At 63.2% G+C, this 26,914-nt stretch carries 25 protein-coding genes and 1 pseudogene; 19 read left to right on the forward strand and 7 right to left on the reverse strand.

The window, feature by feature from the left end; genetic code table 11:
- The first annotated feature begins 31 nt into the window (after positions 1-31).
- Complete coding sequence (locus tag BSP239C_RS02925) at positions 32-664, forward strand: MarR family winged helix-turn-helix transcriptional regulator (RefSeq protein WP_101570112.1); 633 nt, start codon at positions 32-34, stop codon at positions 662-664.
- Positions 665-857: 193 nt separating this feature from the next.
- Here the strand turns inward: BSP239C_RS02925 and BSP239C_RS02930 are convergent, their stop codons facing one another.
- Positions 858-1,553, reverse strand: a complete 696-nt coding sequence (locus BSP239C_RS02930) for a YoaK family protein (RefSeq protein WP_101570113.1) — start codon at positions 1,551-1,553, stop codon at positions 858-860.
- Between the two features lie 195 nt (positions 1,554-1,748).
- Between BSP239C_RS02930 and BSP239C_RS02935 the strand changes: the two genes are divergently transcribed.
- From BSP239C_RS02935 to BSP239C_RS02960, 6 genes are read left to right on the forward strand one after another with little or no spacing between them, the layout of a single operon-like run.
- The gene (locus BSP239C_RS02935; RefSeq protein WP_257930049.1) at positions 1,749-3,362 is read left to right on the forward strand and encodes an ABC transporter substrate-binding protein; all 1,614 of its coding nucleotides are present in this window, start codon (positions 1,749-1,751) and stop codon (positions 3,360-3,362) included.
- Positions 3,359-4,315: an ABC transporter permease gene (locus BSP239C_RS02940; RefSeq protein ID WP_101570114.1), complete on the forward strand. Its 957-nt coding sequence runs from the start codon at positions 3,359-3,361 to the stop codon at positions 4,313-4,315. Before BSP239C_RS02935 ends, BSP239C_RS02940 begins: the two co-directional genes overlap by 4 nt.
- Positions 4,312-5,226 (forward strand): ABC transporter permease, encoded by a 915-nt coding sequence (locus BSP239C_RS02945; RefSeq protein ID WP_101570115.1) that lies wholly within the window; start codon positions 4,312-4,314, stop codon positions 5,224-5,226. Before BSP239C_RS02940 ends, BSP239C_RS02945 begins: the two co-directional genes overlap by 4 nt.
- A gap of 1 nt (position 5,227) precedes the next feature.
- Complete coding sequence (locus tag BSP239C_RS02950; protein ID WP_101570116.1) at positions 5,228-7,033, forward strand: gamma-glutamyltransferase family protein; 1,806 nt, start codon at positions 5,228-5,230, stop codon at positions 7,031-7,033.
- Positions 7,033-8,712, forward strand: a complete 1,680-nt coding sequence (locus BSP239C_RS02955; protein WP_180958900.1) for an ABC transporter ATP-binding protein — start codon at positions 7,033-7,035, stop codon at positions 8,710-8,712. The genes BSP239C_RS02950 and BSP239C_RS02955 overlap by 1 nt, the downstream gene beginning before the upstream one ends.
- Complete coding sequence (locus BSP239C_RS02960) at positions 8,705-9,472, forward strand: GntR family transcriptional regulator (protein ID WP_257930050.1); 768 nt, start codon at positions 8,705-8,707, stop codon at positions 9,470-9,472. Before BSP239C_RS02955 ends, BSP239C_RS02960 begins: the two co-directional genes overlap by 8 nt.
- A 23-nt stretch (positions 9,473-9,495) precedes the next feature.
- Here the strand turns inward: BSP239C_RS02960 and BSP239C_RS02965 are convergent, their stop codons facing one another.
- From BSP239C_RS02965 to BSP239C_RS02975, 3 genes are read right to left on the reverse strand one after another with little or no spacing between them, the layout of a single operon-like run.
- Positions 9,496-9,969 carry a RidA family protein gene (locus tag BSP239C_RS02965; protein WP_101570118.1) on the reverse strand — a complete coding sequence of 158 codons (474 nt, stop codon included), beginning with the start codon at positions 9,967-9,969 and terminating at the stop codon, positions 9,496-9,498.
- Positions 9,969-11,090: a PLP-dependent cysteine synthase family protein gene (locus BSP239C_RS02970; protein ID WP_101570119.1), complete on the reverse strand. Its 1,122-nt coding sequence runs from the start codon at positions 11,088-11,090 to the stop codon at positions 9,969-9,971. Before BSP239C_RS02970 ends, BSP239C_RS02965 begins: the two co-directional genes overlap by 1 nt.
- Positions 11,087-11,785, reverse strand: a complete 699-nt coding sequence (locus BSP239C_RS02975) for a transcriptional regulator (RefSeq protein ID WP_101570120.1) — start codon at positions 11,783-11,785, stop codon at positions 11,087-11,089. Before BSP239C_RS02975 ends, BSP239C_RS02970 begins: the two co-directional genes overlap by 4 nt.
- 318 nt (positions 11,786-12,103) lie before the next feature.
- Here BSP239C_RS02975 and BSP239C_RS20665 point away from each other — a divergent pair, with 318 nt between their 5' ends.
- Entirely contained in the window at positions 12,104-12,253 is a 150-nt protein-coding gene (locus BSP239C_RS20665; RefSeq protein WP_180958901.1) for a hypothetical protein, read from the forward strand.
- A gap of 71 nt (positions 12,254-12,324) precedes the next feature.
- Here the strand turns inward: BSP239C_RS20665 and BSP239C_RS02985 are convergent, their stop codons facing one another.
- Positions 12,325-12,822 (reverse strand): SRPBCC family protein, encoded by a 498-nt coding sequence (locus tag BSP239C_RS02985; RefSeq protein ID WP_101570122.1) that lies wholly within the window; start codon positions 12,820-12,822, stop codon positions 12,325-12,327.
- A gap of 1 nt (position 12,823) precedes the next feature.
- Complete coding sequence (locus tag BSP239C_RS02990; RefSeq protein ID WP_101570123.1) at positions 12,824-13,219, reverse strand: helix-turn-helix transcriptional regulator; 396 nt, start codon at positions 13,217-13,219, stop codon at positions 12,824-12,826.
- Between the two features lie 322 nt (positions 13,220-13,541).
- Between BSP239C_RS02990 and BSP239C_RS02995 the strand changes: the two genes are divergently transcribed.
- From BSP239C_RS02995 to BSP239C_RS03005, 3 genes are all read left to right on the forward strand, one after another.
- Positions 13,542-14,987 carry an APC family permease gene (locus BSP239C_RS02995; RefSeq protein ID WP_101570124.1) on the forward strand — a complete coding sequence of 482 codons (1,446 nt, stop codon included), beginning with the start codon at positions 13,542-13,544 and terminating at the stop codon, positions 14,985-14,987.
- Complete coding sequence (locus BSP239C_RS03000) at positions 14,987-15,913, forward strand: universal stress protein (protein WP_101570125.1); 927 nt, start codon at positions 14,987-14,989, stop codon at positions 15,911-15,913. Before BSP239C_RS02995 ends, BSP239C_RS03000 begins: the two co-directional genes overlap by 1 nt.
- A gap of 232 nt (positions 15,914-16,145) precedes the next feature.
- A complete protein-coding gene (locus tag BSP239C_RS03005; RefSeq protein ID WP_101570126.1) occupies positions 16,146-16,997 on the forward strand; it encodes a fumarylacetoacetate hydrolase family protein in 852 nt (283 codons plus the stop codon).
- Between the two features lie 109 nt (positions 16,998-17,106).
- Here BSP239C_RS03005 and BSP239C_RS03010 read toward each other — a convergent pair whose 3' ends face one another.
- Positions 17,107-17,589: an antitoxin gene (locus tag BSP239C_RS03010; protein ID WP_101570127.1), complete on the reverse strand. Its 483-nt coding sequence runs from the start codon at positions 17,587-17,589 to the stop codon at positions 17,107-17,109.
- A gap of 430 nt (positions 17,590-18,019) precedes the next feature.
- Between BSP239C_RS03010 and BSP239C_RS03015 the strand changes: the two genes are divergently transcribed.
- The 8 genes and pseudogenes from BSP239C_RS03015 to BSP239C_RS03050 all read left to right on the forward strand — a co-directional run bounded on the left by BSP239C_RS03015 (position 18,020) and on the right by BSP239C_RS03050 (position 26,908).
- On the forward strand, positions 18,020-19,267 hold the full coding sequence (locus BSP239C_RS03015; RefSeq protein ID WP_101570128.1) for a CaiB/BaiF CoA-transferase family protein: 1,248 nt from the start codon (positions 18,020-18,022) through the stop codon (positions 19,265-19,267).
- A gap of 243 nt (positions 19,268-19,510) precedes the next feature.
- Positions 19,511-20,431, forward strand: a pseudogene (locus BSP239C_RS03020) (hydroxymethylglutaryl-CoA lyase).
- Positions 20,424-21,650, forward strand: coding sequence for a CaiB/BaiF CoA-transferase family protein (locus tag BSP239C_RS03025; protein WP_101570129.1), 1,227 nt, complete (start codon positions 20,424-20,426; stop codon positions 21,648-21,650). The pseudogene BSP239C_RS03020 and the gene BSP239C_RS03025 overlap by 8 nt, the downstream one beginning before the upstream one ends.
- A gap of 65 nt (positions 21,651-21,715) precedes the next feature.
- Positions 21,716-22,777: a tripartite tricarboxylate transporter substrate binding protein gene (locus tag BSP239C_RS03030; protein WP_101570130.1), complete on the forward strand. Its 1,062-nt coding sequence runs from the start codon at positions 21,716-21,718 to the stop codon at positions 22,775-22,777.
- Between the two features lie 5 nt (positions 22,778-22,782).
- Positions 22,783-23,334, forward strand: coding sequence for a tripartite tricarboxylate transporter TctB family protein (locus BSP239C_RS03035; protein ID WP_257930051.1), 552 nt, complete (start codon positions 22,783-22,785; stop codon positions 23,332-23,334).
- Between the two features lie 9 nt (positions 23,335-23,343).
- The gene (locus tag BSP239C_RS03040) at positions 23,344-24,858 is read left to right on the forward strand and encodes a tripartite tricarboxylate transporter permease (protein ID WP_101570132.1); all 1,515 of its coding nucleotides are present in this window, start codon (positions 23,344-23,346) and stop codon (positions 24,856-24,858) included.
- 11 nt (positions 24,859-24,869) lie between these two features.
- A complete protein-coding gene (locus BSP239C_RS03045; protein WP_257930052.1) occupies positions 24,870-25,622 on the forward strand; it encodes a helix-turn-helix domain-containing protein in 753 nt (250 codons plus the stop codon).
- A 326-nt stretch (positions 25,623-25,948) separates the two neighbouring features.
- Entirely contained in the window at positions 25,949-26,908 is a 960-nt protein-coding gene (locus BSP239C_RS03050; RefSeq protein WP_180958902.1) for a hypothetical protein, read from the forward strand.
- Positions 26,909-26,914: the final 6 nt, after the last annotated feature.

Raw genomic sequence — 26,914 nt, forward strand, 5'->3', positions numbered from 1 at the left:
GGTGCTGGAACCAGGCGGCTGATCGAACTGATTGCCGCGGGGTCACCTGGAGGGTGACTACATCGACGAGGTCCGGGGTCAGTGGGACACGATCTTCCCCGGACTCGACACCTCGATGGTGACGCTCATGGGGAGAATCTCCCGTATCGCGCAGGTCGTCCAAGCCCGAAGCGATGCGGTCCGTGCCGCCCAGGGAATTGCCTGCCGCGAGTTCGACGTCATCTCCCTGCTCGCTCGACATGGCGGCACCCTGTCGCCGACAAGGGTGTCGACGGAACTGATCATCTCCGGTGCCGGCGTGACCAAAAGACTCAAGCGCCCGTCCAGTGCAGGGTTCATCATCAGGATCCCCGATCCAGCCGACGGGCGCGGTTCACTCGTGCGGCTGGCCGCCGAGGCAATGGATCTGCTGCGTCCGATCCTCGAGTCCGTGCTCGGCTTCGTCGGCAGACTCCGGGCACGCCGGAGAGAGCCTGATCAGCAGCTGACGGAGGCACCACTCCCGCCGTGGTCGCGAGTCTTCGCGCTTGCCGGACGGTACGTCGTGGCTCTCGGTATGGCCGGTTCCATCGGTGTCATGTCGGGCCTGGGGCATCACTATTGGGCCATGGTCGCCGCCGCATGGCCTGGCAATTCTGATTGCGGCCCTCCAATTTGCCGGTGAGGTCGTCGTCATCGCCGATCGTGCTCTGGAGACGACGATCGGCGCAGGCATCGCCTTCCTCGTCATCCTGCTCACCACGCGCAGGCAGCGTGCTCGCGAACGTGAGATGGTGCTGGCGCGCGAGCCGAGGCGTCAGACGAGAGTGCCTGAAACTCGCTGATGCACGGCAGTGAACAGGTGCGCACGGCAGTGATCAGACATGCGCGGGGGAGGCGGCCGCCTCGGCGAGGGCGCGCTTCTTCGCACCCCTGTGGCCGATGACGGTCACGACGGCGATCGCGACCGCGACAAGGGCGATGCCGATCCACTGATTGATCATCAGCGTCGCAGCACCGGCGATGGCTCCGATCAAGATGAGCAGGACGGCCAGCGCACGACGAATCCAGCGGACGCTGTCGCCGCCGGCCAGCCGTGAATCAGATGCCAAGCCGACGATCGTCGAAGTGACGACGACGGTGGTGACGTCGGCGATCTTCATCCGCCGGGCAGCGGCCGCCTGGGCGCCCATAAGTGCCGAGAGCACCGAGGTGAAGATCGTTCCGGCCACTCCCACTTCAGGGTTGGGCATGAGCGCGACATAGACGGCCAGACCGGCACAGCCGATGGCCACTCCGGTGAAGATGATCGTGGTGCGCTGGTGCCATTCCTCGCCGATCCGCCCGAGAGTGCGTCCGCCCAGAGCTGCGCCCAGCATGAAGAATACGAGGGCCAAGGCGGGACGCAGGACCGGAGTGTCCTCGGCTCCGGCCAAGCCCATGCCGAGGATGACGACGTTGCCCGTCATGTTCCCGGTGAAGACCTTATCGAAGCCCAAGTAGCCGATCGCATCGACCATGCCGGTCGAGAATGTCAGCACCAGCAGCATGGCCAGATCGAGTCGACGTGTCATTGCGCCCCTTTCGTCGAGCTCGCCTGCGAACTCTGGTGGTCTCGGAACCCGAATCATCTCCGGTCGCCAGACCGACTCAGCGGCCCGGGATCCCAGGATTCGGAATCTCCTGGAAGTTTGTATACAAAACCATAATCACCCGCTAGATTGTATGCAAATATCAATGCTGAATGTGATGCTCACACAGGAGTGCGCGTGAAAAAACGGATAACGGCGGTGCTTGCCAGCGTCGTCCTGCTGGCCGGATGCGTGCCGGTTCAACCGCTCGGTGAACCGCCTGAGCGGCCCGACGTGAAGTCGGTCGATGCCGACGAGGGAGCTTTCAGGGAAGGTGGCGATCTCGTCATGGCGCTGTCGTCGGAACCGGATCGCCTCGACCCGACGACGTCGTCCTCCCTCTACACCCGCTACGTGATGCAGACGATGTGTCAGAAGCTCTACGACATCGATGCCGACGGTGAGATCACACCCATGCTCGCAACCTCGCTGCCGAAAATCTCCAAAGACGGAAAGACCGTACGTATCCCGGTCAAGGACGGTGTGCGATTCGCAGATGGCACCGACTTCGACGCCGAGGCGGTCAAGACGACCATCGAACGCGGGCTCAATCTCGAAGACTCCTCCCGGTCTGCCGAACTCGGCCCGATCAACGATGTGAGCGCCGTTGACGACCACACCCTCGAAGTCACCTTCGACGAGCCCTTCGCGCCCTTCACCGCGGCCCTGGCCGATCGTGCCGGGATGATCATGTCGCCGACAGCCCTCGACGAAGCGGGCGAGGACTTCGGCGACAACCCGGTATGCGTGGGGCCGTTCAAGTTCGAGAAACGCATCGCACAGACCTCGATCAAGGTCGTCAAAGATCCCAACTACTACGATGCAGACAAGGTGCACCTCGACTCGATCACTTATCAGATCATGTCGGATGCGAACATTCGCGCCGCGAACATCCGCTCCGGCGATGTGCAAGTCGCGGACACGATCTCGCCCCAGGACATCGACGCCCTCAAGGAGGAGTCCGGCATCGGTCTCCTGCAGTCGAACTCCCTGGGATACCAGGGGCTGACCGTGAACATGGGGTTCGGCGACAATCCGGAGAACTTTGAGACACCACTGGGCCAGGACCCGAAGGTGCGCAAGGCGCTGTCGATGGCTATCGATCGCAAGGCCCTGGTCAACACTGTCTTCAACGGATGGTTCTCACCAGCTTGTTCAGGCATCTCCCCGGACAGCCCCTTCGCCACTGAAGCAAGCAACGAGTGTGTCGACTACGATCCCGAAGCCGCGAAGAAGCTTCTCGAAGATGCCGGAGTCGAGCTTCCGCTCAAGGTGAATATGAAGGTCTCGAACACTCAGGACACCCTTCGCTTCGCCCAAGCCGTCCAAGCCGCAACCAAAGAGGCAGGATTTGACATCAAGGTCCAGCCGATGGAATACACGGCACTGCTCGATGCCCAGGACCGCGGCGATTACGAGCTCCTCCAACTGGGCTGGTCCGGCCGCGTCGACCCGCATGGAAACCTCTACACCTTCCATTACCCAGGAGCCGCCAACAACGTCACTGGAGTCGACGACGATGAGCTCAGCGGACTGCTCACCCGCGCCAGCGAGGCCACAGATATGGATGAGCGCAAGAAACTCTACGGTGAAGCCTCGCAGCGCACCGCTGAGCTCAACTCGATCATCTACCTCTACCGGCAGAAGAACCTCACGGCCTACACCGATGACGTGGCAGGCATAGATGTGTACTCCGACGGCGTCGTCCATCTCTCCGAAGCTGGATTTCTGAAGAAGGAAGGTCAGCGATGACTCGATTCGTACTCACCAAGATCTTCCACGCCTTCATCACGTTCGTGCTCTCAGGCATCGTCATCTTCTTCGGTGTGCGCATGCTGCCCGGCGACCCTGCACTGGCCATGGCCGGCGAAGAGGCGACACCCGAACGACTCGACGCGATCCGGGCCGACCTCGGACTCGACCAGCCGCTGCTCGTCCAATTCGTGAAATTCCTCGGCTCGATCGTCACCGGCGACCTCGGAGAATCCACGCGCACCGGGCTGGCCGTGACCGAGATGATCGCGACCACCCTGCCCGTGACCCTGTGGCTGTCGCTCTACGCGATCGTCGTCGCCGTCATCGTCGGCATCACCCTGGGCATGATTGCAGAACGCTTCCGCGGGAAATGGCCCGAGCTGGGCAGCAACTTCATTGCTCTCCTCGGGCTCTCGGTCCCGAACTTCTGGCTCGGACTCTTAGCGATCATGGGCTTGGCCGTCATCCTCGGCTGGTTCCCCGCCTCGGGGTACGTCGACGTCCTCTCCGACCCGATCCGCGGCATCTACTACCTCACTCTGCCGGCAGTGATCCTGGGCACCAGCCTGGCCGCGGTCATTACCCGCCAGACCAGAGCGTCGATGATCGAGAGCATGGGCACCGACTATGTGCGCATGGCACGAGCCAAGGGGCTGTCCAGGCCACGGGTGCTCTTCCGCTACGGACTGCGCAACTCACTCATCGTCCTCGTCACGATCATCGGCCTGCAACTGGGCGGTCTGATCTCCGGAGCCGTTGTCACAGAGAGGATCTTCGCGCTGCCAGGCCTAGGCAAACTCACCCTAGATGCGGTGTTCTCCCGTGACTATCCGGTGATCCAAGCGGTCGTCCTCGTCATCACCGCCTCCTACATTCTCATCAACCTGGCCGTCGACATCCTCTATTCGGTCATCAACCCACAGATCCGAGTCAGCGAGGACGCCTCATGACCACCCCAATCGTCACGAACACCGACAAGAACACACAGGGACTCGACCCCGAATTCCAGGCCTCGAACAACCGGGTCTGGTGGCTGCTGCGCTCAATCCTGTCCAACCCGATGGGGCTCATCGGCTCCGTCATGGTCGCCGTCGTCGTACTCATCGGACTCTTCGCACCACTGATCGCCCCGTACGGGTTCGCGCAGACCAACTTCCAAGCTCCATTCCAAGTGCCGGGCACGATCGGCTATGTCTTCGGCACCGACGATCTGGGACGCGACATCCTCTCCAGACTCGCCTTCGGCGTCCGCGCCTCCTTGCAGGTCGGACTCCTGGCGGTGGCTCTGGCCGTGATCGTCGGCACGCCCCTGGGGCTGCTGGCCGGATACTTCCGGGGCCTCGACTCGGTCATCTCCAGGCTGACCGACGTCACCCTGGCGTTTCCGTTCCTCATCATCGCAGTCGGACTCGCGGCCATCTCCGGGCCCAGCCTGGCCAATGCGGCTATCGCCCTGGGCATCTCGCAAGTGCCCACGATGATCCGAGTCGTCAGAGGCGAGACGATGCGCTTGAAATCGGCCGACTTCGTCAAGGCCGCAATCGCCACCGACGCATCGAAGGCACGTATTCTGGGCATGCACATTCTGCCCAACATCGCCTCGGCAATCATCGTGCAGGCCACTGTCATCATTCCGACTGCCGTGATTGGAGAATCGATCCTCTCCTTCCTCGGTTTGGGCATCCAACCGCCCTCACCCAGCTTGGGCATCATGCTCTCCGACGCGCAGCAGTACATCTTCCGTGCGCCGTCGACCGCCCTATTCCCTGGACTGGCGATCCTGGTCATCTGCTTGGCCTTCAATCTCTTCGGGGACGCCCTGCGCGACGCCCTCGACCCCAACTCGAAGAAGGGACACTGACGTGTCGTTCACCCCACCCGCAGTCTTCACAACCCGGCCCACCCTGGAAGGTCATTTCGGAATGGCCGCCTCCACCCATTGGTTGGCGACAGCAGCTTCACAGGCGGTTCTCGAACGAGGTGGAAACGCCTTCGACGCGGCCGTGGCGGGAGCCTTCCTCCTCCACGTCGTCGAACCTCACCTCAACGGCCCCGGTGGCGACATGACGGGGATCTTCGCCACCGCCGAAGACCCGGCCAACCCGAAGATCATGATGGGGCAGGGCCCCGCGCCGGCCGCTGCCACCATTGAGCACTACCGCAGTGAGGGCCTCGACATGATTCCCGGGGCAGGAGCGCTCGCCTCTGCGGTGCCCGGGGCCGTCGATTCCTGGCTCAACCTGCTCGAACACCACGGCACCTGGGAACTCGCCGACGTCCTCGAATTCGCTATCGACTACGCCGAGAACGGTCACCCCGTCCTCAGCCGGGTCGTCGGCACCATCGAACGTGTGCAGGAGCTCTTCACCGAACACTGGCCCACGTCGGCAGCTCAGTGGATGCCACAAGGTCAGATCCCGAAGACGGGCGACCTCGTCTACAACCGTCCCTATGCTGAAGTCTTGAAGAAGCTCATTGCCGCAGGTGAAGGCGTAGAAGGGCGTGCCGCCAGAGTCTCCGCGGCACGTCAGGAATGGAAGTCCGGGTTCGTCGCCGAGTCGTTCGCGAATTTCATCTCGACTCCGCACCGACATTCGACCGGCGGTGACCACGCGGGAGTCTTGACAGCTGAGGACTTCGCAGGATTCGACGCACACTTCGAAACGCCGGTGACGATCGACTTCCGCGGCTATTCGATTGCGAAGATCGGAGCCTGGGGCCAGGGCCCGGTGCTGCTGCAGACGCTGAAGATCCTCGACGGCCTCGACGACGAACGACTCGACCCCTCGACCGAGATCGGTGCACACACGATCCTCGAGGCACTCAAACTGGCGATGGCCGACCGCGATACCTACTACGGGGACGGAGATGTCGACCTCGACTGGCTGCTCAGCGAAGACTACGCGGCCAGCCGTCGCGAACTCATCACCGATCAGGCTTCACTCGAATTCCGACCGGGTGCCGACCGTGCAGGGACCGCTTCTACATTCACCCCGCCACTCGTGCTCGAAGGTGCGGACAAGGAGTCCATGGCGAAAGCCGGCATCGGCGAGCCGACTGTGCAGAAAAACGGCGTCAATAACGGCGACACCTGCCACATCGATGTTGTTGACCGCTGGGGCAACATCATCTCCGCCACTCCTTCTGGTGGGTGGCTGCAGTCCTCACCGATCGTCCCGGAACTCGGATTCTGCCTGGGTACTCGGCTGCAGATGATGTGGCTTGATGACACAGCGCCCTCGGCGCTGACCCCGGGCAAGCGTCCCCGCACCACACTGACTCCGACCCTGATCTCGAAGGACGGGCAGCCGGTCATCGCCCTCGGCTCCCCCGGAGGTGACCAGCAGGAACAGTGGCAGCTGCTGCTGATTCTGCGCATGCTCGTCGGCGGCTACGCACCTCAGCAGGCAATCGACGCACCGGCACTGCACACGACCGCTCTGGCAGGGTCATTCTGGCCGCGCACCTGGGTTCCCGGCGGTGCGGTCGTCGAGGACCGCCTCGGCGAAGACGTCATCAACGGGCTCATCGCACGCGGCCATGTCGTGACCAAGGCCGGCGACTGGGAACTGGGCAGGCTCTCCTGCGTGACACGGGACCCGGCCACCGGACGTCTCACCGCAGGGGCCAACCCGCGCGGTGCTCAGGGATACGCGGCAGGAAGATGATGAGCACAGAGACCAGCGGCGGTGTGGAACTGTCCGATTTCGTCCTCGAGGTCTCCGGCCTCGAAGTCTCCTATGAGGCGCCTGTGCTCCACGATGTGGGCTTCACCTTGGCGCCGGGGGAGCGCTTGGCTCTCGTCGGTCAGTCAGGGTCAGGCAAGTCCACGACGATCAGCGCGATCCTCGGGCTCCTGCCGGGAACGGGTCATGTCAGCTCCGGGGCCGTGAAGTACCGCGGCGAGGACCTGGTTCGAGCAGATCGGGCGCGACTCCAGACTTTGCGCGGCCGATCGATCGCCCTGGTGCCGCAGGACCCCATGGCCAGCCTCAATCCGAGCATGCGCGTGGGTGATCAGATCGCTGACGCGCTGCGGACATACGGAATGTCGAACTCCGCCGAGGTGACCCATAATGTCGTACGCCTGATGACCGAAGCCGGAATCCCGGATGCGGAGAACAGGCGACGGTCATATCCGCACGAATTCTCCGGCGGTATGCGGCAGAGGATCCTCATCGCAATCGCCCTGTCCGGCGAACCGGATCTCATCATCGCCGACGAACCGACCTCCGCTCTCGACGTGACAGTGCAGAAGCAGATCCTCGACCACCTGCAGAAACTCGTCACCGAGCGCGGGACTTCGCTGCTCTTCGTCACTCACGACCTGGGTGTTGCGGGGGAGCGAACCGACACCATCCTCGTCATGAACGACGGACGCGTTGTCGAACGTGGAACACCGCAGCAGGTCCTCGGAGACCCCCAGGATGAGTACACAAAAGCCCTGGTCAAGGCCGCACCCAGCATTGTGGTCGGCCGGGAGCCGAGTCGTGCTCTCGGGGCCGCGGGGTCAACTCCTGCAGTGGGAGTCGGCGAAGGCAGAGTCGACGGAGAGGCCATCTCGGCGAATGTGCTCGAGGTCAACGATCTGCACAAGATCTACAAGCTGCACGGGCGCGGCAAGGAAGTCCATGCCCTCAACGGGGTGAGCTTCACGGCCAAGCGCGGGCAGACGACCGCAGTGATCGGAGAATCCGGGTCAGGGAAGTCGACGATCGCGAAGATCGTGCTCGGCCTGGAGAGGGGCACCAGCGGCGAGATCCTCGCCGGGGGACGCAACGTCGACGCGAGTTCACGCGCCGAACGCAGCATTCTGCGGCGCTTCAGCCAGCCGGTGTTCCAGGACCCGTTCTCCTCTCTCAATCCGATGTGGGGCATCGAACGGATCATCCGCGAGCCCCTCGACGTGTTCAAGGTCGGTACGCAGGTCGAGCGGAAACGCAAGGTCGCCGAGGTGCTCGATCAGGTGGCTCTGCCCGCGTCGATGCTCGAGCGTCGGCCTGCTGAGCTCTCCGGTGGGCAGCGGCAGAGGATTGCGATCGCGCGTGCCCTGATCAGCGAACCTGAGCTCCTCATCTGTGACGAAGCGGTGTCTGCCCTCGACGTTCTGGTCCAGGAGCAGATTCTCGAGCTTTTTCGTCAGCTGCAGTCGGGGCTTGGCGTGAGCTGCCTGTTCATCACGCACGATCTTGCAGTTGTTGCGAACTTGGCCGACGATGTTGTTGTGATGAAGAACGGGGAAGTCGTCGAGGCAGGCGCAACGAGAGATGTCATCGACCGTCCGACTGCGGAGTACACGCAGAAGCTCCTGGCTGCCGTGCCCGGGTCGGGTCTGCTCAATGCCTGAGCCTGGTTCCACTTCAGAGTCCGCTGCAGGCCTCGCCTCGGTGTCTGGCTCTGCCTCGGCCCACGAGTCCGCACCGACCGCTTCTTCGACATCGAGCAGCGTCAGCGTCGGGGCGCAGATCCGCTTCGACATCATCAGGGGTGTGCACCCGCCCGGCGGCAAACTCCGCGAGGCTGCTTTGGCGACGCAGTACGCGGTCTCCCGGATCCCGATTCGTGAGGCGCTGCGTTCTCTCGAGGCCGAGGGGCTCGTCGAGTCCCGGCCCTACAGCGGCAGCATGGTCGCGCCCTCACCGACCGAGGATGCCGAGGACCTGTTCGAGATCCGCATCGTCCTCGAATCCGCGACCGCCAAGCGAGCAGCGAAGCGCGCTGGGCAGCAGAGCAACGGTGAGGCACCCGACGAACGGTGGCGGACGATCCGCAAGGAGATCAATGAGATCCTCGCCGCCGGCGACATCGTCATCGGCCAGGAACGCTACGAGGACCTCGCGGTGCTCAACATGCGGTTCCACTTCGCCATCGCCGAACTCAGCGGCAGCCTCTCCTTCGTCAGCCTCCTGCGCCAGATCTCGGGCAAGATCGAATGGCTGTACTCACTCAACGTGACCCGCCGCGGCCCTCAGGCCTGGCCGGAGCACCGCGACATCATCGCGGCCATCGATGCAGGGCAGGAAGCCAAAGCCGCCGAGGTGATGGGCCAGCACGTTCGTCGCAGCCGCGACTCGTACTTCGCCATGATGGCCGAGAAAGCGACCTAAGGGTCCTTTGCCGCGAAGGACTCTCAGGCTTCGACGATCATCTCGATCTCGACCGGGACATTCAGAGGCAGGACTGCCACGCCCACTGCGCTGCGGGCGTGGATCCCGGCGTCGCCGAAGACCTCGCCGAGAAGCTCGCTGGCACCATTGATGACCTGCGGCTGAGCGGTGAAGTCCGGGGCGCTGGCGACGAAGCCCGTGACCTTGACGATGCGGGTGATCGTCGAGAGTTCACCGGTGATCGCGCGAATGGCAGCCAGGGCATTGAGGGTGCACTGACGAGCCGCGGCCTGCGCTTCTTCGAGAGTGACCTCGGCGCCGACCTTTCCCCTGTGGATCGGCTGCCCGTTCTGTACGGGAAGCTGGCCTGAGGTGTAGATGTGGCCTCCGGTGCGCACCGCCGGAACGTAGGCAGCCACAGGAGCGGCGACTGCGGGGATCTCCAGGCCGAGGTTGTGGAGACGGGCTTCGGGTGTGGTGGTTGATTCGCTGCTCATCAGAGGACTCCTGTCGTCATGAATTCTTCGAGGCGGGTGCGGTAGCCGGTGGTGTCGAGGTCGGCTTCGGCCAGCCACCGCTCGGAATAGTATTTGTCGAGGTAGCGCTCGCCGGGGTCGCAGATCAGGGACACCAGGCTGCCCGTCTCTCCTGCCGCCTTCATCTGCGACACGATGCGGAACGCGGCCCACAGGCCGGTGCCGGTTGACGCTCCGGCGCGACGTCCCATCAGTGTCTCAAGAAGCTGGATGGAGGCGATGGCGGCAGCGTCCGGGACATGCATCATCCGGTCGATGCTCGAAGGGATGAAGCTCGCTTCGACCCGTTGCCGCCCGATGCCCTCGATGCGGGATCCTTGATCAGTCGTCGCCGACGGGTCCTGGTCCCGCCATCCGGCGAAGAAGGCCGAATTGTCCGGGTCGGCCACACAGATTCCGGTGGCCCGGCCGGTGTAGCGAACGTATCTGGCCAGGGTCGCCGAGGTGCCGCCTGTGCCAGCGGTGGCGATGATCCAGGACGGCTCGGGATGAGTCTCACTCGCCATCTGGTCGAAGATCGACTCGGCGATGTTGTTGTTGCCGCGCCAATCCGTAGCGCGTTCGGCATAGGTGAACTGGTCCATGTAGTGACCACCGGACTCCGCGGCAAGATCGGCTGCGACCTCATAGACCTCATTGGCGTTGTCGACGAAATGGCAGGTGCCGCCGTAGAACTCGATGAGGGAGATCTTCTGAGCACTCGTCGACCGAGCCATTACTGCAATGAACGGGACACCGATGAGCTGGGCGAAATACGCTTCGGAGACCGCGGTCGAACCGCTGGAAGCCTCCACCACCGGGCGACCGGGCTTGATCCACCCGTTGCAGAGTGCGTGGAGGAAGAGCGAGCGGGCCAAACGGTGTTTGAGGGACCCGGTGGGATGGCTCGACTCGTCCTTGAGATAGAGATCGATTCCCCAATCGGAAGGCAACGGCACATGCAGCAGATGCGTGTCCGACGACCTGTTGGCATCAGACTTCACCGCCCTGATGGCTCCGGCCAGCCACTGGCGGGCTTGCGGATCGTAGCGGTCGATGTCGTCTTCGACTGGGGCGAACGCGTGATCGTGGGTATCGGTCATGACTGTCCTTCCGGGGCTCTGCCTTGGAGCTCGTTGATGTAGTTGTAGATCGTGTATCGGGTGACGTCCAGCGCCGAGGCGACTCCGGCCACAGCCTCTTTGACCTGGAAGACTCCACGGCGGTCGAGTTCAGCGACGACCTCGAGCTTGTGGGGTTTCTTCATCAGTTCGACGGGGACATCGGCGCTGGAGATCACCTCGGCGACGATCTGCGCGGTCAGTTCGCTGACGGTGTGGGGGAAGACCTCACCGGTGTCGGGCTCCTCGCTGGTTTCGGCGACCGGCGGAGGCGTCGCGAGCAGCGAGCCGAGCATGTCGTGGGCCAACTTGACGTTGGTGACGTCGATGTTGAGGCACAGCGCGGCCATCGGTGTGCCCGATTCCGGTTCGCGGATGATGATCGTGCTCGACCGGCCGGTGCGCCCGTCGGGCAGCGACGTCGGATAGCCGATGACATCGCCCTGCGCCCCGCTGAGAACGTGCTGCAGAAGCAGGTTGGTCGGTGGGGCGCCCACCTCACGGCCGGTGACCTCTCCGGCGATGGCGTAGACCGAGTTGTCGAGATTGGTGAGATCGTGGATGACGACCTCGCAGCCTTCGCCCAGGGCCCGAGCGAGAGGCTCGCTGATCCCCGCCAGAAGCTCGAGGGTCTCCCGAACCTTCTGGTCGTAGCGATCCGAATTGAGCGCTGTCACTGGCCTTCTCCTCTGCGCGATGAGCCTATTTCAACTTCTAGTGGAAGTCTTGCACATCACTTCATTATGTGCGAATGTGGGCTCGCTCACATAGATTTCCACGCACAGTTGAAATCTTCAAATAATTAGGAGAACCATGTCAGTGCTTGGCAATGACGCCACGGCCTCAGGCAATCTCAAGAGGTGCTGGCGACCGGGACGACCTATCGCACACTTGGCGTGCCGGGTGAGGAGGCGCTGCTGGGGAGTCGAATCCACTTCTGCTCGACATGCGACGGACCGGGCTATATCTGCACCGGCGCCGATCACAGGACATCCATGGATCGCGTCTACGCCGCCGGTGATGTGCGGCGAGGCAGCACGAAGCAGCTCGTCTCAGCCGCAGGCGATGCCGTCTCCTGTTTCCTTGCAATCCGCGACCGAGTCCTCGCAGAGAAGGAAAAGGTCAAGAGCCGCGAAGCGGTCTGATCATCGGACTGCGCGGCCTGGGACCATGCCCAGGCCGCGCAGCTCCTGCGTCTCAGCGGGAGCGTCAGGCCTCACTGATCTTCTGCGAGCATCTTCTCGAGTTTGTCGTAGCCCTCGCGAATGCCGTGTTCCATGCCTGAGGCGACCATGCCGTCCCGGGATTCGAGAGAGTCGAAGACCGAGGTCGAGGCCAGGCGGGTCCGTCCATCGCCGAGGTCGGTGAGTGTGAGGATCTCAAGGTTCACGGCATCTGGGAAGCCCTCGAAGGTGAAGGTCTGGACGATGCGTTCGTTCTCCCGCACCTCGTGGAAAGACCCGAAGAAGCCGTACTCGCCGTTGTCATCGGTGGAGAGGTAGCTCCAGTTCCCGCCGGTCTGCGGGTCCCATTCCCGGATCGTGTTCGTGATCGTGTCGGGTCCGCACCATTTCACGAAGAGTTCGGGGTCGATGTGGGCGCGGAACACCTTGTCCGGTGTGGCCGCGAAATCGCGAGTGATCGAAACGGTCTGAGTCCCCTCAGGCACCTCGAGTTTCAGGGTTGAGTAGTCGGTGTCGTTGGTGGTGGTCATGTCATGCTCCTTTGCGTGAGTGTTGCGTGGATTCCTTCGCCGAGGCGGCTGCGGAGTCCATCTGGTGTGCGTCCTCGTGTGCGTCCATCGTTTCCAGGACTGCGTCGAGGCGTTGGTAGCGGTCTTCGGCTTGGCGCCTATATCTCTCGATCCATTTCGTCATCAGATCGAACACATTGTCTTCGAGGTGGACTGGTCTGCGCTGGGCGTCCCGGGTGCGAGTGACCAGTCCGGAGTCCTCGAGGACCTTGAGATGTTTCGACACGGCCTGGACGCTGACCTCATAAGGTTCGGCGAGTTCATTGACCGTGGCATCGGCGATGGACAGCCTGGCCACCATGTCTCGTCGAGTGGGGTCGGCCAGGGCCGAAAACACCTTCGTCAGCTGATCGTCCACTGACCCTCCATTCTGTATTCAACTAGTAGGTTAAAGACAACTGTAGGCCGATGCCCTCACGTATTCAACCGTTTTGTTGAATAGGATTTTCGTTGGACACGGACAAGCGTTCTGACCAGTGCCGATAGTCTCAGGCTCCGATTCTGACTGTCCCGAACGACCGATTTCGCACCCATGATTTCAACTTCGGACCACCTCGGCGAGGCAGGACTGTCGTAAGGTCGCAGTATCGAAAGTGCCGGATCAGGGCTGGCGGTCATCGGCGATGATCGACAGTTCCGGTGCTCATGCTCAGTAGGACGACGATGTCTGGGGAATGACAATGGCGACTTTGCGACAGCAGCTCTTCCGGGTGAAGCCGGTCCCACAGCAGGGCGAGGAGACGGAGAGCGACCTCAAGCGCACGATCGGGCTGTTCTCTCTGACGATGATCGGCGTCGGGTCGACCATCGGCACCGGCATCTTCTTCATCCTGTCGGAATCCGTTCCTGTGGCCGGACCCGCAGTCATCTGGTCCTTCGTCATCGCCGGCCTCGTCGCTGGCCTCGCGGTCATCTGCTATGCGGAGCTGGCCGGCAGCGTGCCCGTCTCCGGTTCCTCCTATTCCTACGCCTACGCCACACTCGGCGAGCTGCCGGCGATGGGAGTCGCGGCCTGTCTGCTCCTCGAGTACGGCGTCGCGGGAGCCGCGGTCGCCGTGGGCTGGTCACAGTACGTCAACCAACTGCTGTTCAACCTCTTCGGGTTCGAGATCCCGCACGCCCTGGCCTACGCCCCAGAAGAAGGTGGGATCGTCAACCTGCCCGCAATCCTGCTGCTGGCCATGTGCTGCTTCCTCTTGGTGCGCGGCACGGGCGAATCGGTCGTCATCAACACCGTCATGGTGTGCACGAAGATCGGCGTGCTCCTGTTCTTCGTGTGTGTGGGAGTCACCGGCTGGAACGTCGACAACTTCGCCGACTTCGCACCCTTCGGATTCTCCGGGGTGGTGGCAGGCTCCGGCCTGATCTTCTTCAGCTACGTCGGCATGGACGCAGTGGCCACAGCCGGCGACGAGACGAAGAACCCGAAGAAGACCATGCCCCGGGCCCTCATCGCCGCCCTCATCATCGTCACCAGCGTGTATGTGCTCGTCGCTGTCGCGGCACTGTCGGCCCAGCCCTGGCAGGACTTCGACGGTCAGACGGCTGGCCTATCGGCGATCCTCGAGAATATCGTGGGAGCCCAGTGGCCGGGCACCGTCGTCGCCGCCGGTGCCGTGATCTCGATCTTCTCCGTGACCCTCGTCTCGATCTACGGCCAGACACGCATCCTCTTCACGATGTCACGTGACGGGATGATGCCCAAGTTCTTCGGCGACGTCAATCCGCGCACGCTCACCCCGGTCAAAGGCACGATCGTCGTGACCGTGGTCATCGCCATCCTGGCCGGTTTCATCCCCCTGAACTTCCTCGCCGAGATGACGAGCATCGGCACCCTCGTCGCCTTCATCGTGGTGTCCCTGGCCGTCATCATCCTGCGGGTACGCGAACCCGACCTCGAGCGCGGCTTCAAGGTGCCCTTCTACCCGGTCCTGCCGGTGCTCGCAATCATCGGCTGCCTCTGGATCATCAGCAATCTGCAGATCATCACGATCGTCGTCTTCCTCATCTGGACCGCGGTCGTCCTCGGCCTGTACTTCATCTTCGGCCGCAGATCCTCTGTCCTCGGCAAGCAACGGGCAGCACGTGACAGCATTGAGGGATCCGATCCCGCAGGAGGGAAATAATGAGCATCGTCGTCGGTATTGCGCCAGGTCAGGACAATAGGCCCGCAGTTGAGTTGGGAATCGTGCTCGCGCGGTCCTATGGGCATCGGCTCGTCGCGGTGGCCATCGATTCCGCGGCCTGGCCGATGTCTCCCGTGCTCTTCGAGAGCGAATACCAGAAGAAGCTGCGCAGTGTCGCCGAGGCTGCCCTGGACGATGTTCGGGCGCTCCTTCCCGATGACATCGACTTCACCTGCCTCGTCCACAGTGCCCGATCATCACGACGTGGACTGCTCGAGATGTGCCAAAGGGAGAATGCCTTTCGCCTCGTCGTCGGTCCCTCCGCAGACGGAAAGTCGGGCCGGATCGCATTGGGGTCCGTATCGACCGGACTGCTGCACAGCGCCGGCCTGCCGGTGGCGTTGGCACCCGTGGGATACCGAGCTGCATCGGGGGCTCGCCTACGCAGGATCACTGCCGCGTACAGCGGTTCGTCCACCTCGGCGGACCTCATTCTGGGGGCCGCGACGGTCTCTGCCGAGTCCGGTGTGCCTTTCCGCATCGCGTCCTTCGCTCCCAGATCGCGTGTGATCGGGGCGGCGGGGGTGGGGCTCGACGTCGAATCCAGTGTCATCGACGAATGGTCCAAGGTGATCCGGCGCGACACAGACGAGATCCTGTGCTCGATCGATCGACTCCAGATCAAGCCCGGCGAAACCGACGTGGCGATCGGGACGGGGCCGGACTGGGCGAGTGCGCTGACCGCAGTGGAGTGGAAGGATCCTGAGGTCATGATGCTCGGCTCCTCCGGTCTCGGGGCGCTCAAGCGGGTCTCGCTGGGCAGTCACGCGATGAGGATTCTCCAGCATTCACCGGTGCCCATCGTCGTTGTGCCCAGGCGTGCGAAATCCGATTACACCTCGGCGGCATTCGGTTCGGCGGAGTAGAAAGGCGCGAGGTCTGGGGCGGAAGAGTAGAAAAGGGCGCCGATTCGGACTGACCGGCTGCATTTCCGCAGTGCGGAAATAATTGTGCGAACGTCCACAAAAGACGTGTCCAATACTTGAACGATTCCAACTTAGGATGCGAGACGACACTACCGTGGGGCCACAGGCTTGCACTGTGCATGCGTCCAACGACGGCCGGATGCGCAAGCCTGACGAACACGAAAGGAACCGCATGGAATTGCTGCGTTTGGGCCCCATCGGCCATGAGATCCCGGTAGTGCGTGACAAGGACATCCACTACGATCTGCGCCCCCTGACCACCGACATCAACCCAGAATTCTTTGCCGACGACGGCGTCGGACGAGTTCGTGCTGCACTGGACAAAGGAGGACTCGAAACCCTCGATGGAGCGGAGAGGCTGCGCATCGGAGCGCCCGTCTCACGCCCCTCGGCGGTGGTGTGCGTGGGGATGAACTATGCGGCGCATGCTCGAGAGGCAGGAGCAGAACCGCCGAAGGCGCCCGTCGTCTTCTTCAAGATGCCCTCGACGATTGCCGGCCCCTACGACAACTTGGAGCTGCCGCCCTACGCCACGAAGGCCGACTGGGAGGTCGAGCTGGGACTGGTCATCGGCACCCGAGCCTTCAGAGTCGCCTCGGCGGAGGACGCGTACTCGCATGTGGCTGGCTACCTGCTGGCCAACGACCTGTCCGAGCGTCGGTTCCAGATCGAGGAATCCGGCGGCCAATGGTCGAAGGGCAAGAACCTTCCCGGCTTCACGCCTCTGGGGCCGTGGATCAGGCCCGCCGCCGAGGTGGATCCCGGGTCCCTGCGACTGCGCAGCTGGGTCAATGGTGAGGCACGACAGGATTCGTCGACGAGCGACCTGATCTTCGATGTCGGGCAGATCGTCCATCAGCTCAGCCAGACGATGCCCTTGGAACCGGGGGACGTGATCCTGACCGGAACACCTCAGGGCGTGGCCCTGTCCGGGAAGTTTCCGTTCTTGGTCGCTGAGGATGTCATCGAGATGGAGATCGAGGGCCTCGGCCGGCATAGGCAGGCCGTGACCGTTACCCAGTGACGACAGCATAGGTTCGTCCGCTTGGTGACGCTGCAGAGCCACACAAGAGGGGCGGTACTCCCGATCGGGAGTACCGCCCCTCTTCAGTTACTGCGTGAGGCCGAGAGGATCAGCGCTGCTGGTCGAAGCCGCCCTGCTGACCACCGGGTCCACCCTGGCCACCCTGCTGGCTGCCCTGGTTACCCTGCGACTGTCCGCCGGGTCCACCCTGTTGACCGCCCTGCTGGCCGCCCTGGGACTGGTTGCCCTGACCGGTGTTGGACTGCTGTCCACCGCCCTGCTGACCACCAGGTCCGCCCTGGCCACCCTGCTGGCTGCCCTGGTTGCCCTGCGACTGTCCGCCGCCCTGCTGGCCGCCGGGTCCACCCTGGCCGCCCTGGTTGCCCTGAGACTGTCCGCCGCTTTGGTTGTCTCCTCCGCCGACGAAATCGCCTGCTGCTTCGCGGCCCTGGTCAACCTGGTCGGAGAATTTTCCACCGGTCGCGCTGTTAGCTGCGTCCGCGGCTTTGTCGAGGCCCTGATTGGCCACATTTTGTCCCTGTTCAGAGTTGACGGCGTCTTTGGCCTTGTCTGCGAAATCTCCGATTCCCACGGTGAACTCCTTTTCAGTAGCGTAACGCCGCTGTCTGCGGCCGTTCCCCTAGTCTTAGATAACAGCGGGGATGAGGCAAGGACGAACAAGGAATATTGCGTGATGTTGGCTCAAGTCTCAGCGCTTGTTCATATACCGCCGAGATTCACCGACAATCCTCTGCTGATGTTTCCCCGCAGTAATGTTTCCATACGGTAGGGTCTGCGCTGACCAGGAGCACACAACTGCCTTCAGCCAGTGAAGCCGGTCTCCGTTCCTTCGTCCAGCCAGGCGAACGTCTTCCCAGCCAGCTGCGACTCACAGGCACCACGGTCGTACACGAGTGTCCGTGTCCGTCCGCAAACGCCGACACCTGTCACCATTGAGGTACCAATGTGACCAGGATGATCGCCATCACGGCAATGACATCCAGACGAACAGGAGCATCGACATGACAACGCGCCGTCTTCCCCTGACAGGTGTGCGAGTCCTCGAACTCGGCAACTACATCGCCGCGCCGACGGCAGGACGCATGCTGGCTGACTTCGGGGCGGAGGTCATCAAGATCGAACGCCCCGGCACGGGCGACGAGCTCCGCAACTGGCGCCTCAAGCAGGGCACCACTTCGATGCTCTACCGCACCATCAACCGGAACAAGAAGTCTGTTGTGCTCGACCTCCGCTCAGACGAGGGTCGGGCCTCGGCGCTCGAGCTGGTGCGCCGGTCCGATATCGTGCTCGAGAACTTTCGTCCCGGCACCATCGAGAAATGGGGGCTCGGGCCCGAGGTCCTCGAAGAGGCCAACCCCGACATCATCTTGGTCCGTATCTCCGCCTTCGGCCAGACCGGACCCATGTCCGAACGCCCGGGCTTCGCCGCCGTCGCCGAAGGCTACTCCGGGTTCCGCGAACTCGTCGGCGATCCCGACCGGCCCCCGGTGCGCGTGGGCGTCTCGATCGGTGACTCCATTGCCGGAATGCAGGCAGCCTTCGGTGCAGTGATGATGCTCTTCGATCGTCAGCGACAGAAGATCGCCGGAGCCGCCGAGGCGGTCGTCGGCTCCGACCACAGCTTCGAGGGCAGGGGATCCCTGGCCGATCGCACTGTGGACGTCGCCCTGAACGAAGCCATGTTCTCCGTCATGGAATCCCTCGTCCCCGACTACTCCGCCTTCGGTGAGACCCGCACACGCACCGGTGGCCGGATGGAGGGCATCGCGCCGTCGAACGGGTACCTCTGCGCGGGCGGAAAGTCCGTGGTCATCGCCGGCAACGGGGACGGCATCTACAGACGGCTCATGGACGCAATCGCCCGCCCGGATCTGGGAGAAGACCCCGGTCTGCAGACCAATGCCGAACGGTGGGAGCGACGCGAGGAACTCGACGAGGCCATCGGTGCCTGGTGCGCGCAGCGTGATGTCGCCGAGGTGGTCGACACTTTGGAGGCCGCGGGCGTTCCCGCAGGACCGATCTACACCGCCGAAGACCTTGTTGCCGACGAACAATTGGCCGCACGTGGCATGATCCAACACCTCGACGTCTCGACCGGTGAAGAGACCAAGACCGATGTCGCCTTCCCAGGAATTACCCCGGTCATCGGCGGCTCATCGATTCCGATCGACCACCTCGGCCCCGACCTGGGCGAGCACACCGACGAGGTGCTCGCCCAGCTCGGCGGGAAACGGCCTGAACAGGATTGAGCGCCGGCTGAGCCAGGGCTGACCACACGCATCCGAGCTGGCAAAACCGGGAGTCCCATTAATCGGGAGTGATGACCTTCACTTCACGAGCACTTCTCATATGGCGAACAATTCGCCGCCGCGCCCACCGCAGCTTTGCCACGAGCGGCTATGTTGATGGCAGACGGCTGAGCGCAAAGGTGCGTGATGCCGATCTCGTCCCGCTCTTCGGGACTGAGGCAGGTCAAAGAAGGAGCTCTCACCATGGTTCGGCCAACATCGGTCACGATTCTCGACACGACGCTGCGCGACGGTCTCCAGATCGAAGACGCCATCGTTCCCACCGACGTCAAAGTCGCTTTGGGCCAACAGCTCATCACGGCAGGGCTGAAGGAGATCGAGGTCGGATCCTTCGTCAATCCGAAGAAGGTCCCGCAGATGGCCGACACCGGCGAGGTCCTGCAGCGCCTCCAGTCTCATGAGGCCGCGGGAGTCGACTTCTTCACTCTTGTCTTCAACCTCAAGGGCGCAAAGCGCGCCGTCGATGCTGGAGCGAAGAACATCAAGCTCGTCCTCTCCGCTTCCGAGGGCCATTCGTAGGCGAACTCCGATGCTCCGATCGTCCAGGCCACCGACCGCCTCCTCGAAGCCGCGGCCTTCGCCCGCGATCATGGTGTTCGCTTCGACATCACCACCGCAGTCAGTTTCATCTGCCCCTTCGACGGAATCACCGATGCCGGCCACCTCGTCGAGGTGCTGCGTCCCTTCGTCGATGCCGGAGCGCACGGCATCGGGATTGCCGACACCATCGGAAACGCCAACCCCTCATTGGTGTCCAGGAACACCTCGGCGGTCTTGGAAGCCTTCCCCAAGCGACCGGTGAACCTGCACGTTCATGACACATATAACTTCGGCATGGCCAACGTCATCGCCGCCCTCGACCTGGGAATCTCGCATTTCGATGCAGCCATGGGCGGTTTGGGCGGCTGCCCCTTCGCCCCGGGAGCGGCCGGAAACATCGGCACCGATGATCTCGTCCACCTCCTGCACCGCGAGGGTGTGGCCACCGGTGTCGACGTCGAAGCGCTCTCAGCTGTCAGGGAGCCGCTGAGCGCCGCGGTCGGCCACGAACTGACCTCCAGCCTGTCGGCCATCCCCGCTGTCCCGGCGGCGTTCCATGCGTGAGCAGGACGAATCCTCGACCGTGGACTCCCAGACGCTGCCGCTGGCGGGCATCCGTGTCATCGAGTTCTCCCATATGGTCATGGGCCCCAGCTGCGGGATGATCCTCGCCGACTTGGGCGCCGAGGTGATCAAGGTCGAACCGCGCGGACCCGGCGACAAGACCCGGTACCTGCCCGGTTCGGGTGCGGGGCTGTTCCCCGCCTTCAACCGCAACAAGCAGTCTGTCCAGCTCGATCTCGCCGAGGCGGCCGACCGTGACGTCGCCCTGTCCCTCATCGATTCCGCCGATGTTCTCCTCGAGAACTTCCGGGTGGGGAAGATGGAGTCCATGGGCTACGGCTACGAGGAACTCGCCGAACGCAATCCCCGCCTCATCTACTGCTCCCTCAAGGGCTTCCTCGCCGGACCCTACGGACAGCGCACCGCGCTTGATGAGGTCGTGCAGATGCTCGGCGGCCTCGCCTATATGACCGGTCCGCCCGGCCAGCCGCTGCGTGCAGGGGCCAGCGTCAACGACATCATGGGCGGCATGTTCGGTGTCATCGGAGTGCTCTCGGCACTGCGTGTGCGCGAACGCACTGGGGAGGGACAGGTCATCAACTCCGCCCTGTTCGAGAACAACGCCTTCCTCGTCGGCACGCACATGGCGCAGGCTCAGCTCAGCGGTGAGCCCCTGCGCCCGATGCCCACACGCCGGGCCACCTGGGCCGTCTATGACATCTTCCGCGATCAGCACGATGACCAGATCTTCGTCGCCGCCGTCAGCGACGGCCAATGGCATGATCTCTGTGACGAGTTCGATCTCACCGAGCTCGCCGGGGACCCCGACCTGGAGACGAATCAGGGTCGCGTGGACCACCGCGATCTCATCCACGCTGAACTGCAGGCGGCTCTGTCTCAGCTCGACCTCGCCCAGATCGAGGAGAAGTGCACCCGTCGCGGGCTGCCGGTCGCCCCGGTCAACACCCCGGCCGATCTCACCACCGACGCCCACCTCGTGGCCTCCGGAGCATTGGCGAGCACGGGTCTGCCCAGCGGGGACCACGTCGATGTTCCCCTGCTGCCGCTGACCTTCGGTGGTCGGCGATTGGGACTGCGCAGCGATGTGCCTACCCCCGGTGAGCACAACGCCCGCTACCGGGACGGTCCAGCCGAAGCCGGGGCACGAGACGATGACCGAGAAGTCGATGTCGGCGAGTCGAAGACCCAGTCTCAGTAACACCCCGGCCTCACCAGCACGGACATTCCACATAACAGATATCAGTTGCATTCGAAGGAGAAGCAATGCGGTCACCGGTGATCACACGACAAGGACGGACCACCTCTGCGATGCGGAAGAGTCGGGCGTTGAAGCCCGCTCTCAAGGTCGGGGCGGTGCTCGCGTCGCTGGCGCTCGTCGCCACAGGCTGCGGCAACAAAGCCCAGGCACCGGGGGAGGGCGGCGACTATCCGAAGGGGCCGGTCACGGTCACCGCGCCGGCCGAACCGGGATCCGGCTGGGACACCACTGCACGCGCCCTCGTCGAAGCCCTGCAGAAGGAAGATATCGTCTCCACCCCGTTGCCGGTGCAGAACCGCCCCGGCGGCACCGGCTGCTCATGGATCACCTCGATGATGCAGCAGGAGAAGGGCAAGGACGACCAGATCGCGGTCACCTCGCTGGCCAGCCAGACGATGAAGGCGCGCGGGCTGTGCGAGTACGGCCCCCAGGACACGACGCTCATCGCCACCCTCTACGTCGAGGACTTCATGGTCGTCACCCCGAAGGGCGGCGATTTCTCGAACATCGACGACCTGGTCAAAGCGCTCAAGGATGATCCGCAGAAGGTCACCGTCGCGGCGGCCGGTGACGATACCCTTCCGTTCGCGCTCTTCGCCAAGGAGGCAGGGGTCGACCCCGGCGACATCAACTTCGTCAATTACGACGGCGGCGGCGAACAGACCACGGCCATGCTCAACGGGGATGCGAAGGTCGCGATTGCGGGCATGAGCGAATTCCGCTCCGTGCTCGAATCCGGCGACATCGAACCGCTCGTGACGTTCGCGGAGGAGCCGCTTGCCGCGCCTTTCGACTCGGTGCCGACTGCGAAGGATTCCGGCTATGACGTGACCCTGGGCAATTGGCGCGGAGTCTTCGGTCCCGCAGAGATGCCGCAGCAGGCCGTCGACTACTGGGCGAAGGCGCTCGAAGACGTCAGCAAGTCCGCCACCTGGAAGGACACACTGAAGAAGAACCAGTGGTCCGAAGAGTTCAGCACGGGCGATGACGCGCAGAAGTACGTCGAAGAGGCAGCCGCCACCGTTGAGGAGGGCGTCAAGGAGACCGATCTGGGCAACAGCAAATGAGGTCGATGAGTCCGGCGCTGAGAGGCGATGTCATCACTGGTCTCGCCGTCACGCTCATCGGCGTCGTCTACTATATCGCCACATTCTGGATCCAGGAGACGAACAACATCGTCACCCCGCGAACCTTTCCCGCGATCGTCGGCATCGCCCTCATCGTGCTCGGTGTCTTCCTTGTGGGACAGGCACTCTACCGCGGGCGGAAGCTTGCCGAGGCGGCCCCCAGCGCCGCGGACAGCGCCACGGGCAGAGCCGTCGGCTCCGGCGGGGAGGACGGGTCGGCCAGCGGCGGCGCCTCGGCGGTAGTCCTCGAGGCACCGGAGGATCCGCCCTCGAAGAAGGTCGTGCTGCAGTTCGTGCTCTTCTTCGTCTACTTAGCGATTCTCATCCCGATCGGCTTCCTGCTCTCCACGACGGCCTTCCTCATGACGATGACCAGCATCTACGCACCTCACAGATGGATCCGCAACCTCATCTTCTCGGTGCTGTTCGCCCTCGTCGTCTACGTCGCCTTCGTCTACGGGCTGGCCGTGTATCTGCCCGTCGGAATCTTGGGCTAGGAGGCAGACATGGACACACTCATCGACCTGGGCGGAGGCTTCGCCTCGGCCCTCGAACCCCTCAGCCTCGCGTTCGCCCTCCTCGGCGTGCTGCTGGGCACCGTCGTCGGCGTGCTGCCGGGCATCGGACCGATCTCAGCCATCGCGATCCTCATCCCCGTCTCCTTCGGGATGGAGCCCGTGCACGGTCTGATCCTGCTGTGCGGCATCTACTACGGCTCGATGTACGGCGGCTCGATCACCGCCACACTCATCAAGACCCCGGGTGAGGTCGCCAGCGCGGTGACCGCCATCGAAGGCTACGAGATGGCTCGCCAAGGTCGGGGCAAGGCCGCGCTCGCGACCGCCGCGATCGGCTCCTTCCTCGCCGGGACGTTGGCGATCATCGGACTGACCTTCCTCTCGCCTGTGCTGGTGAAGCTCGCGAACGTCTTCGGTGCCACCGAGTACTTTCTGCTCATGGCCACTGCCCTGCTGCTGGCCTCGACGATGTCGTCTGGCTCCCGGGCCAAGGCACTCATCTCGATCTTCATCGGTCTGGCCGTCGGCCTCGTGGGTCTCGATTTCCAGACGGGTCTGCCGCGCCAGACCTTCGGCCTCAACCTGCTCTCCGACGGCATCGACTTCACGATCTTCGCCATGGCCCTCTTCGCCATCCCTGAGGCGATCCGAAACCTCGCCCTGGGCCGTGGAGCCAAGGAGGAGATCCAGAGCTTCGGCGAAGACAAGTGGATGACGAAGCAGGACTGGCAGCGCTCGACGATGCCCTGGGCACGAGGATCAGTCCTCGGCTTCATCATCGGCATTCTGCCCGGGGTCGGCCCGTCTTTGGCTTCGTTCATGTCCTACATCATGGAGAAGCGGATCTCGAAGCGGAAGGACGAGTTCGGCCATGGCGCCATCGAGGGCGTTGCCGGGCCCGAGGCCGCGAACAATGCTGGAGTGGGCGGGGCCATGATTCCGCTCTTCAGCCTCGGCATCCCCGGATCCGCGACGACAGCCCTGCTGCTCTTCGTCTTCACGATGTACGGCCTACAGCCAGGGCCGCTGATCTTCCGCGACGACTCGGGGCTGATCTGGACGATCATCGCCAGCATGTACATCGGCAACGTCGCCCTGATCATCCTCAACCTGCCGCTGGTCGGGGTCTTCGTGAAGCTGCTGAAGATGCCGAAGGAGATCCTCTTCTCCTCGATTCTCGTGCTCGTCGTCATCGGCGCCTACGCGATCGAGTTCAGCCTCTTCGGCCTGATGATGCTCGGCATCTTCGGCGTCATCGGCTACCTGATGGAGAAGGGCGGCATCCCGCTGGCCCCTTCCATCTTGGCTCTGGTCCTGGTCCCGCTGCTGGAAGACAATTTCCGCCGCATGCTTCAGATTTCGGGCGGGTCGTTCATGCCGCTGCTGACCCGGCCCGTGTCCTTGTCGATCATCGTGCTCATGATCTTAGGCATCGTCGGACCCATCATCTTCCGCTGGTGGGTGCGCCGCCGCCAGCTGTTGGCCGATGTGAGTATGGAATGAAAGAGAACTCCATGACTAATAACTCCGCGACCACTGGCAGCTCCGAGGTCTCTTCCGGTGCGTCCGCCTCGCCTGGCGGCACCGCCTCGGCGAAGGAGATCGGCGTCATCGACCGCAGTGCCGCGATCCTCACAGCACTGCAGGACACTCCGTTGACGGCCGCCGAGGTGTGCCGTCGTCTGGGGTACTCTAAGTCCACGACCTACCGGCTGCTGGCGGATCTGCGCACCCATCGATTCATCGTCCGTGACAACAATGGCCTGCTGCGTCTGGGGCCGTTCCCGGGCAGACGCAGCATCGCAACAACGAACTCGGTGCTCGAGCATCTGCGAACCCTGACCAGTGAATCGGTGCAGCTCTGGGTCCGTGTCGGGGAGGACCGGGTGTGCGTGCGCAACGTCGAAGCCGACCACGAACTCCGCGTCTCCCGCAGCGTCGGCACCGTCCTCCCACTCGTCGACGGCGGATCTGCCGCGCTGGCGCTGTGCGGGCCGAGCAATCCACAGGAGTTCTACGCCACGAAGCAGGCACGGGTGAAGGGAACCGCCTCGGCGAGTGTGGCCTTCACTGTCGGTGGAGCCATCCTCGCACTCTGCGTGTCCTATCCTCTGACCCGGGAACCTGACAATGTCGCCGGCGCCTACCGGGCCGTGCTGGGCCAAGCTGCGGTCGAGCTCAAAGGGCTGCTCGAGGACAGTGAGGAGTTCGCAGTGCTCAGGGATATCGCGCGGTTGGCGCTGGGGGTGAAGGCCCGGGAGCGGTAGGGCGGAGCCCAGCGGTCCACTCGCGTACCCAGACTGTGGACTGCGCACTCCTCACGAACCCAGTACTTCCTACCGAGCCTGTAGTTTCGCGGGAACAGAACAGTGATATCCGACCGAAATTTCAAGGTCATGTTCCCGCGAAATGTCGGGTGATCTGGACGAATGGTGGGTAACTGTGGGGGATATGGCAGAAGTTCACTCGTGCGCTGACGTGCTGTGGGCAAGTTCGGACTAGTGAGTGGGTGCACTGTGGACATCTGCTGACTTTCCACAGGGCAGGTTTCGGCTGATGCGGATAAAATCGCCGGTCGACATGCTTAGCCACCATGGGTATGCGCATAGAGAACCGAATGTATCCCTCGCTGTTCAGAACCAGCGAGGCTGAATCGCTGGGGATCAGTAAGCACCGCCTGCTTCACGATCCCCGATTCCGCGCCGTCATCGACGGCATCCATCGTGATGAGTTGAAGCTCGTTGAGCATCCGACTCCGAGTTGGGCAGACGACGCGTGGATGAACGAGAGTCTCAAACTCAGGGCGATGACGATGGCCGTTCCTGGAATCGCCGCCGGAGGGGCATCGGCTGCGCGGCTGTTCGGGCTGCCATTGCCTCGCAGACTGATCGATAGCCATCTGCACCTGGTCACATTCGATCCTGGCCGCAAGGTCTCGCGCAAGGGGATCAGCCTGAGACGCCACAATCTTGCAGAAGGCGACTATTGGCTTGGGATGCCGATGCACTCGCCCGTCGGTGTCTTCCTTGACCTGAGTGCTGTGCTGACTCGGGACGAACTCGTGGCACTCGGCGACTCGATAGTCGGACGGTGGCATGGGCCCCCGCTGTGCAGCCTTGAGTTCCTGCGAACGAAGATTGCGGAGCGAAGGTACCTGCGAAATCGGAAGAGAGTCGAGGCCGCGATGTCGCTGGTTCGGGAATCAGTCGATTCTCCGCAGGAGACTGATCTGCGTCTGTGGGCAATCAATTGCGGATTGCCGGAACCGGTTGTTCATCCGCCCGTGCGCTGCCCTCTGCTGAACCGAACTGTGGAACCGGATCTGGGCTATCCCCACGCAAAGCTGGCCCTTGAGTACGAAGGCGACCACCATCGGGCCTTACGATCACAATGGAACAGCGACATCACCAGGGATGAGGCGCTGCGCCAGCAGGGGTGGGAAGTTCTGAAGGTGACCAGCCAGACGAATCGGATTCGCCTTGAGCACAAGATCCGGTATTACCTCGAACGGCGCAGCGGCCTAGCCGGTCGAGACAGCCTGAAACAGTGTTGAAGGCCA

Origin of the sequence: Brevibacterium sp. 239c (assembly GCF_900169365.1) — a bacterium.
Classification (GTDB): Bacteria; Actinomycetota; Actinomycetes; order Actinomycetales; family Brevibacteriaceae; genus Brevibacterium.

Coding starts and splice junctions, on each gene's coding strand:
- BSP239C_RS02930 (WP_101570113.1), bottom strand. CDS start 1,553: ATGACACGTCGACTCGATCTGGCCATGCTGCTGGTGCTGACATTCTCG.
- BSP239C_RS02940 (WP_101570114.1), top strand. CDS start 3,359: ATGACTCGATTCGTACTCACCAAGATCTTCCACGCCTTCATCACGTTC.
- BSP239C_RS02945 (WP_101570115.1), top strand. CDS start 4,312: ATGACCACCCCAATCGTCACGAACACCGACAAGAACACACAGGGACTC.
- BSP239C_RS02955 (WP_180958900.1), top strand. CDS start 7,033: ATGAGCACAGAGACCAGCGGCGGTGTGGAACTGTCCGATTTCGTCCTC.
- BSP239C_RS02960 (WP_257930050.1), top strand. CDS start 8,705: ATGCCTGAGCCTGGTTCCACTTCAGAGTCCGCTGCAGGCCTCGCCTCG.
- BSP239C_RS02965 (WP_101570118.1), bottom strand. CDS start 9,969: ATGAGCAGCGAATCAACCACCACACCCGAAGCCCGTCTCCACAACCTC.
- BSP239C_RS02970 (WP_101570119.1), bottom strand. CDS start 11,090: ATGACCGATACCCACGATCACGCGTTCGCCCCAGTCGAAGACGACATC.
- BSP239C_RS20665 (WP_180958901.1), top strand. CDS start 12,104: ATGGATCGCGTCTACGCCGCCGGTGATGTGCGGCGAGGCAGCACGAAG.
- BSP239C_RS02985 (WP_101570122.1), bottom strand. CDS start 12,822: ATGACCACCACCAACGACACCGACTACTCAACCCTGAAACTCGAGGTG.
- BSP239C_RS02995 (WP_101570124.1), top strand. CDS start 13,542: ATGGCGACTTTGCGACAGCAGCTCTTCCGGGTGAAGCCGGTCCCACAG.
- BSP239C_RS03000 (WP_101570125.1), top strand. CDS start 14,987: ATGAGCATCGTCGTCGGTATTGCGCCAGGTCAGGACAATAGGCCCGCA.
- BSP239C_RS03005 (WP_101570126.1), top strand. CDS start 16,146: ATGGAATTGCTGCGTTTGGGCCCCATCGGCCATGAGATCCCGGTAGTG.
- BSP239C_RS03015 (WP_101570128.1), top strand. CDS start 18,020: ATGACAACGCGCCGTCTTCCCCTGACAGGTGTGCGAGTCCTCGAACTC.
- BSP239C_RS03025 (WP_101570129.1), top strand. CDS start 20,424: ATGCGTGAGCAGGACGAATCCTCGACCGTGGACTCCCAGACGCTGCCG.
- BSP239C_RS03030 (WP_101570130.1), top strand. CDS start 21,716: ATGCGGTCACCGGTGATCACACGACAAGGACGGACCACCTCTGCGATG.
- BSP239C_RS03035 (WP_257930051.1), top strand. CDS start 22,783: ATGAGTCCGGCGCTGAGAGGCGATGTCATCACTGGTCTCGCCGTCACG.
- BSP239C_RS03040 (WP_101570132.1), top strand. CDS start 23,344: ATGGACACACTCATCGACCTGGGCGGAGGCTTCGCCTCGGCCCTCGAA.
- BSP239C_RS03045 (WP_257930052.1), top strand. CDS start 24,870: ATGACTAATAACTCCGCGACCACTGGCAGCTCCGAGGTCTCTTCCGGT.
- BSP239C_RS03050 (WP_180958902.1), top strand. CDS start 25,949: ATGGGTATGCGCATAGAGAACCGAATGTATCCCTCGCTGTTCAGAACC.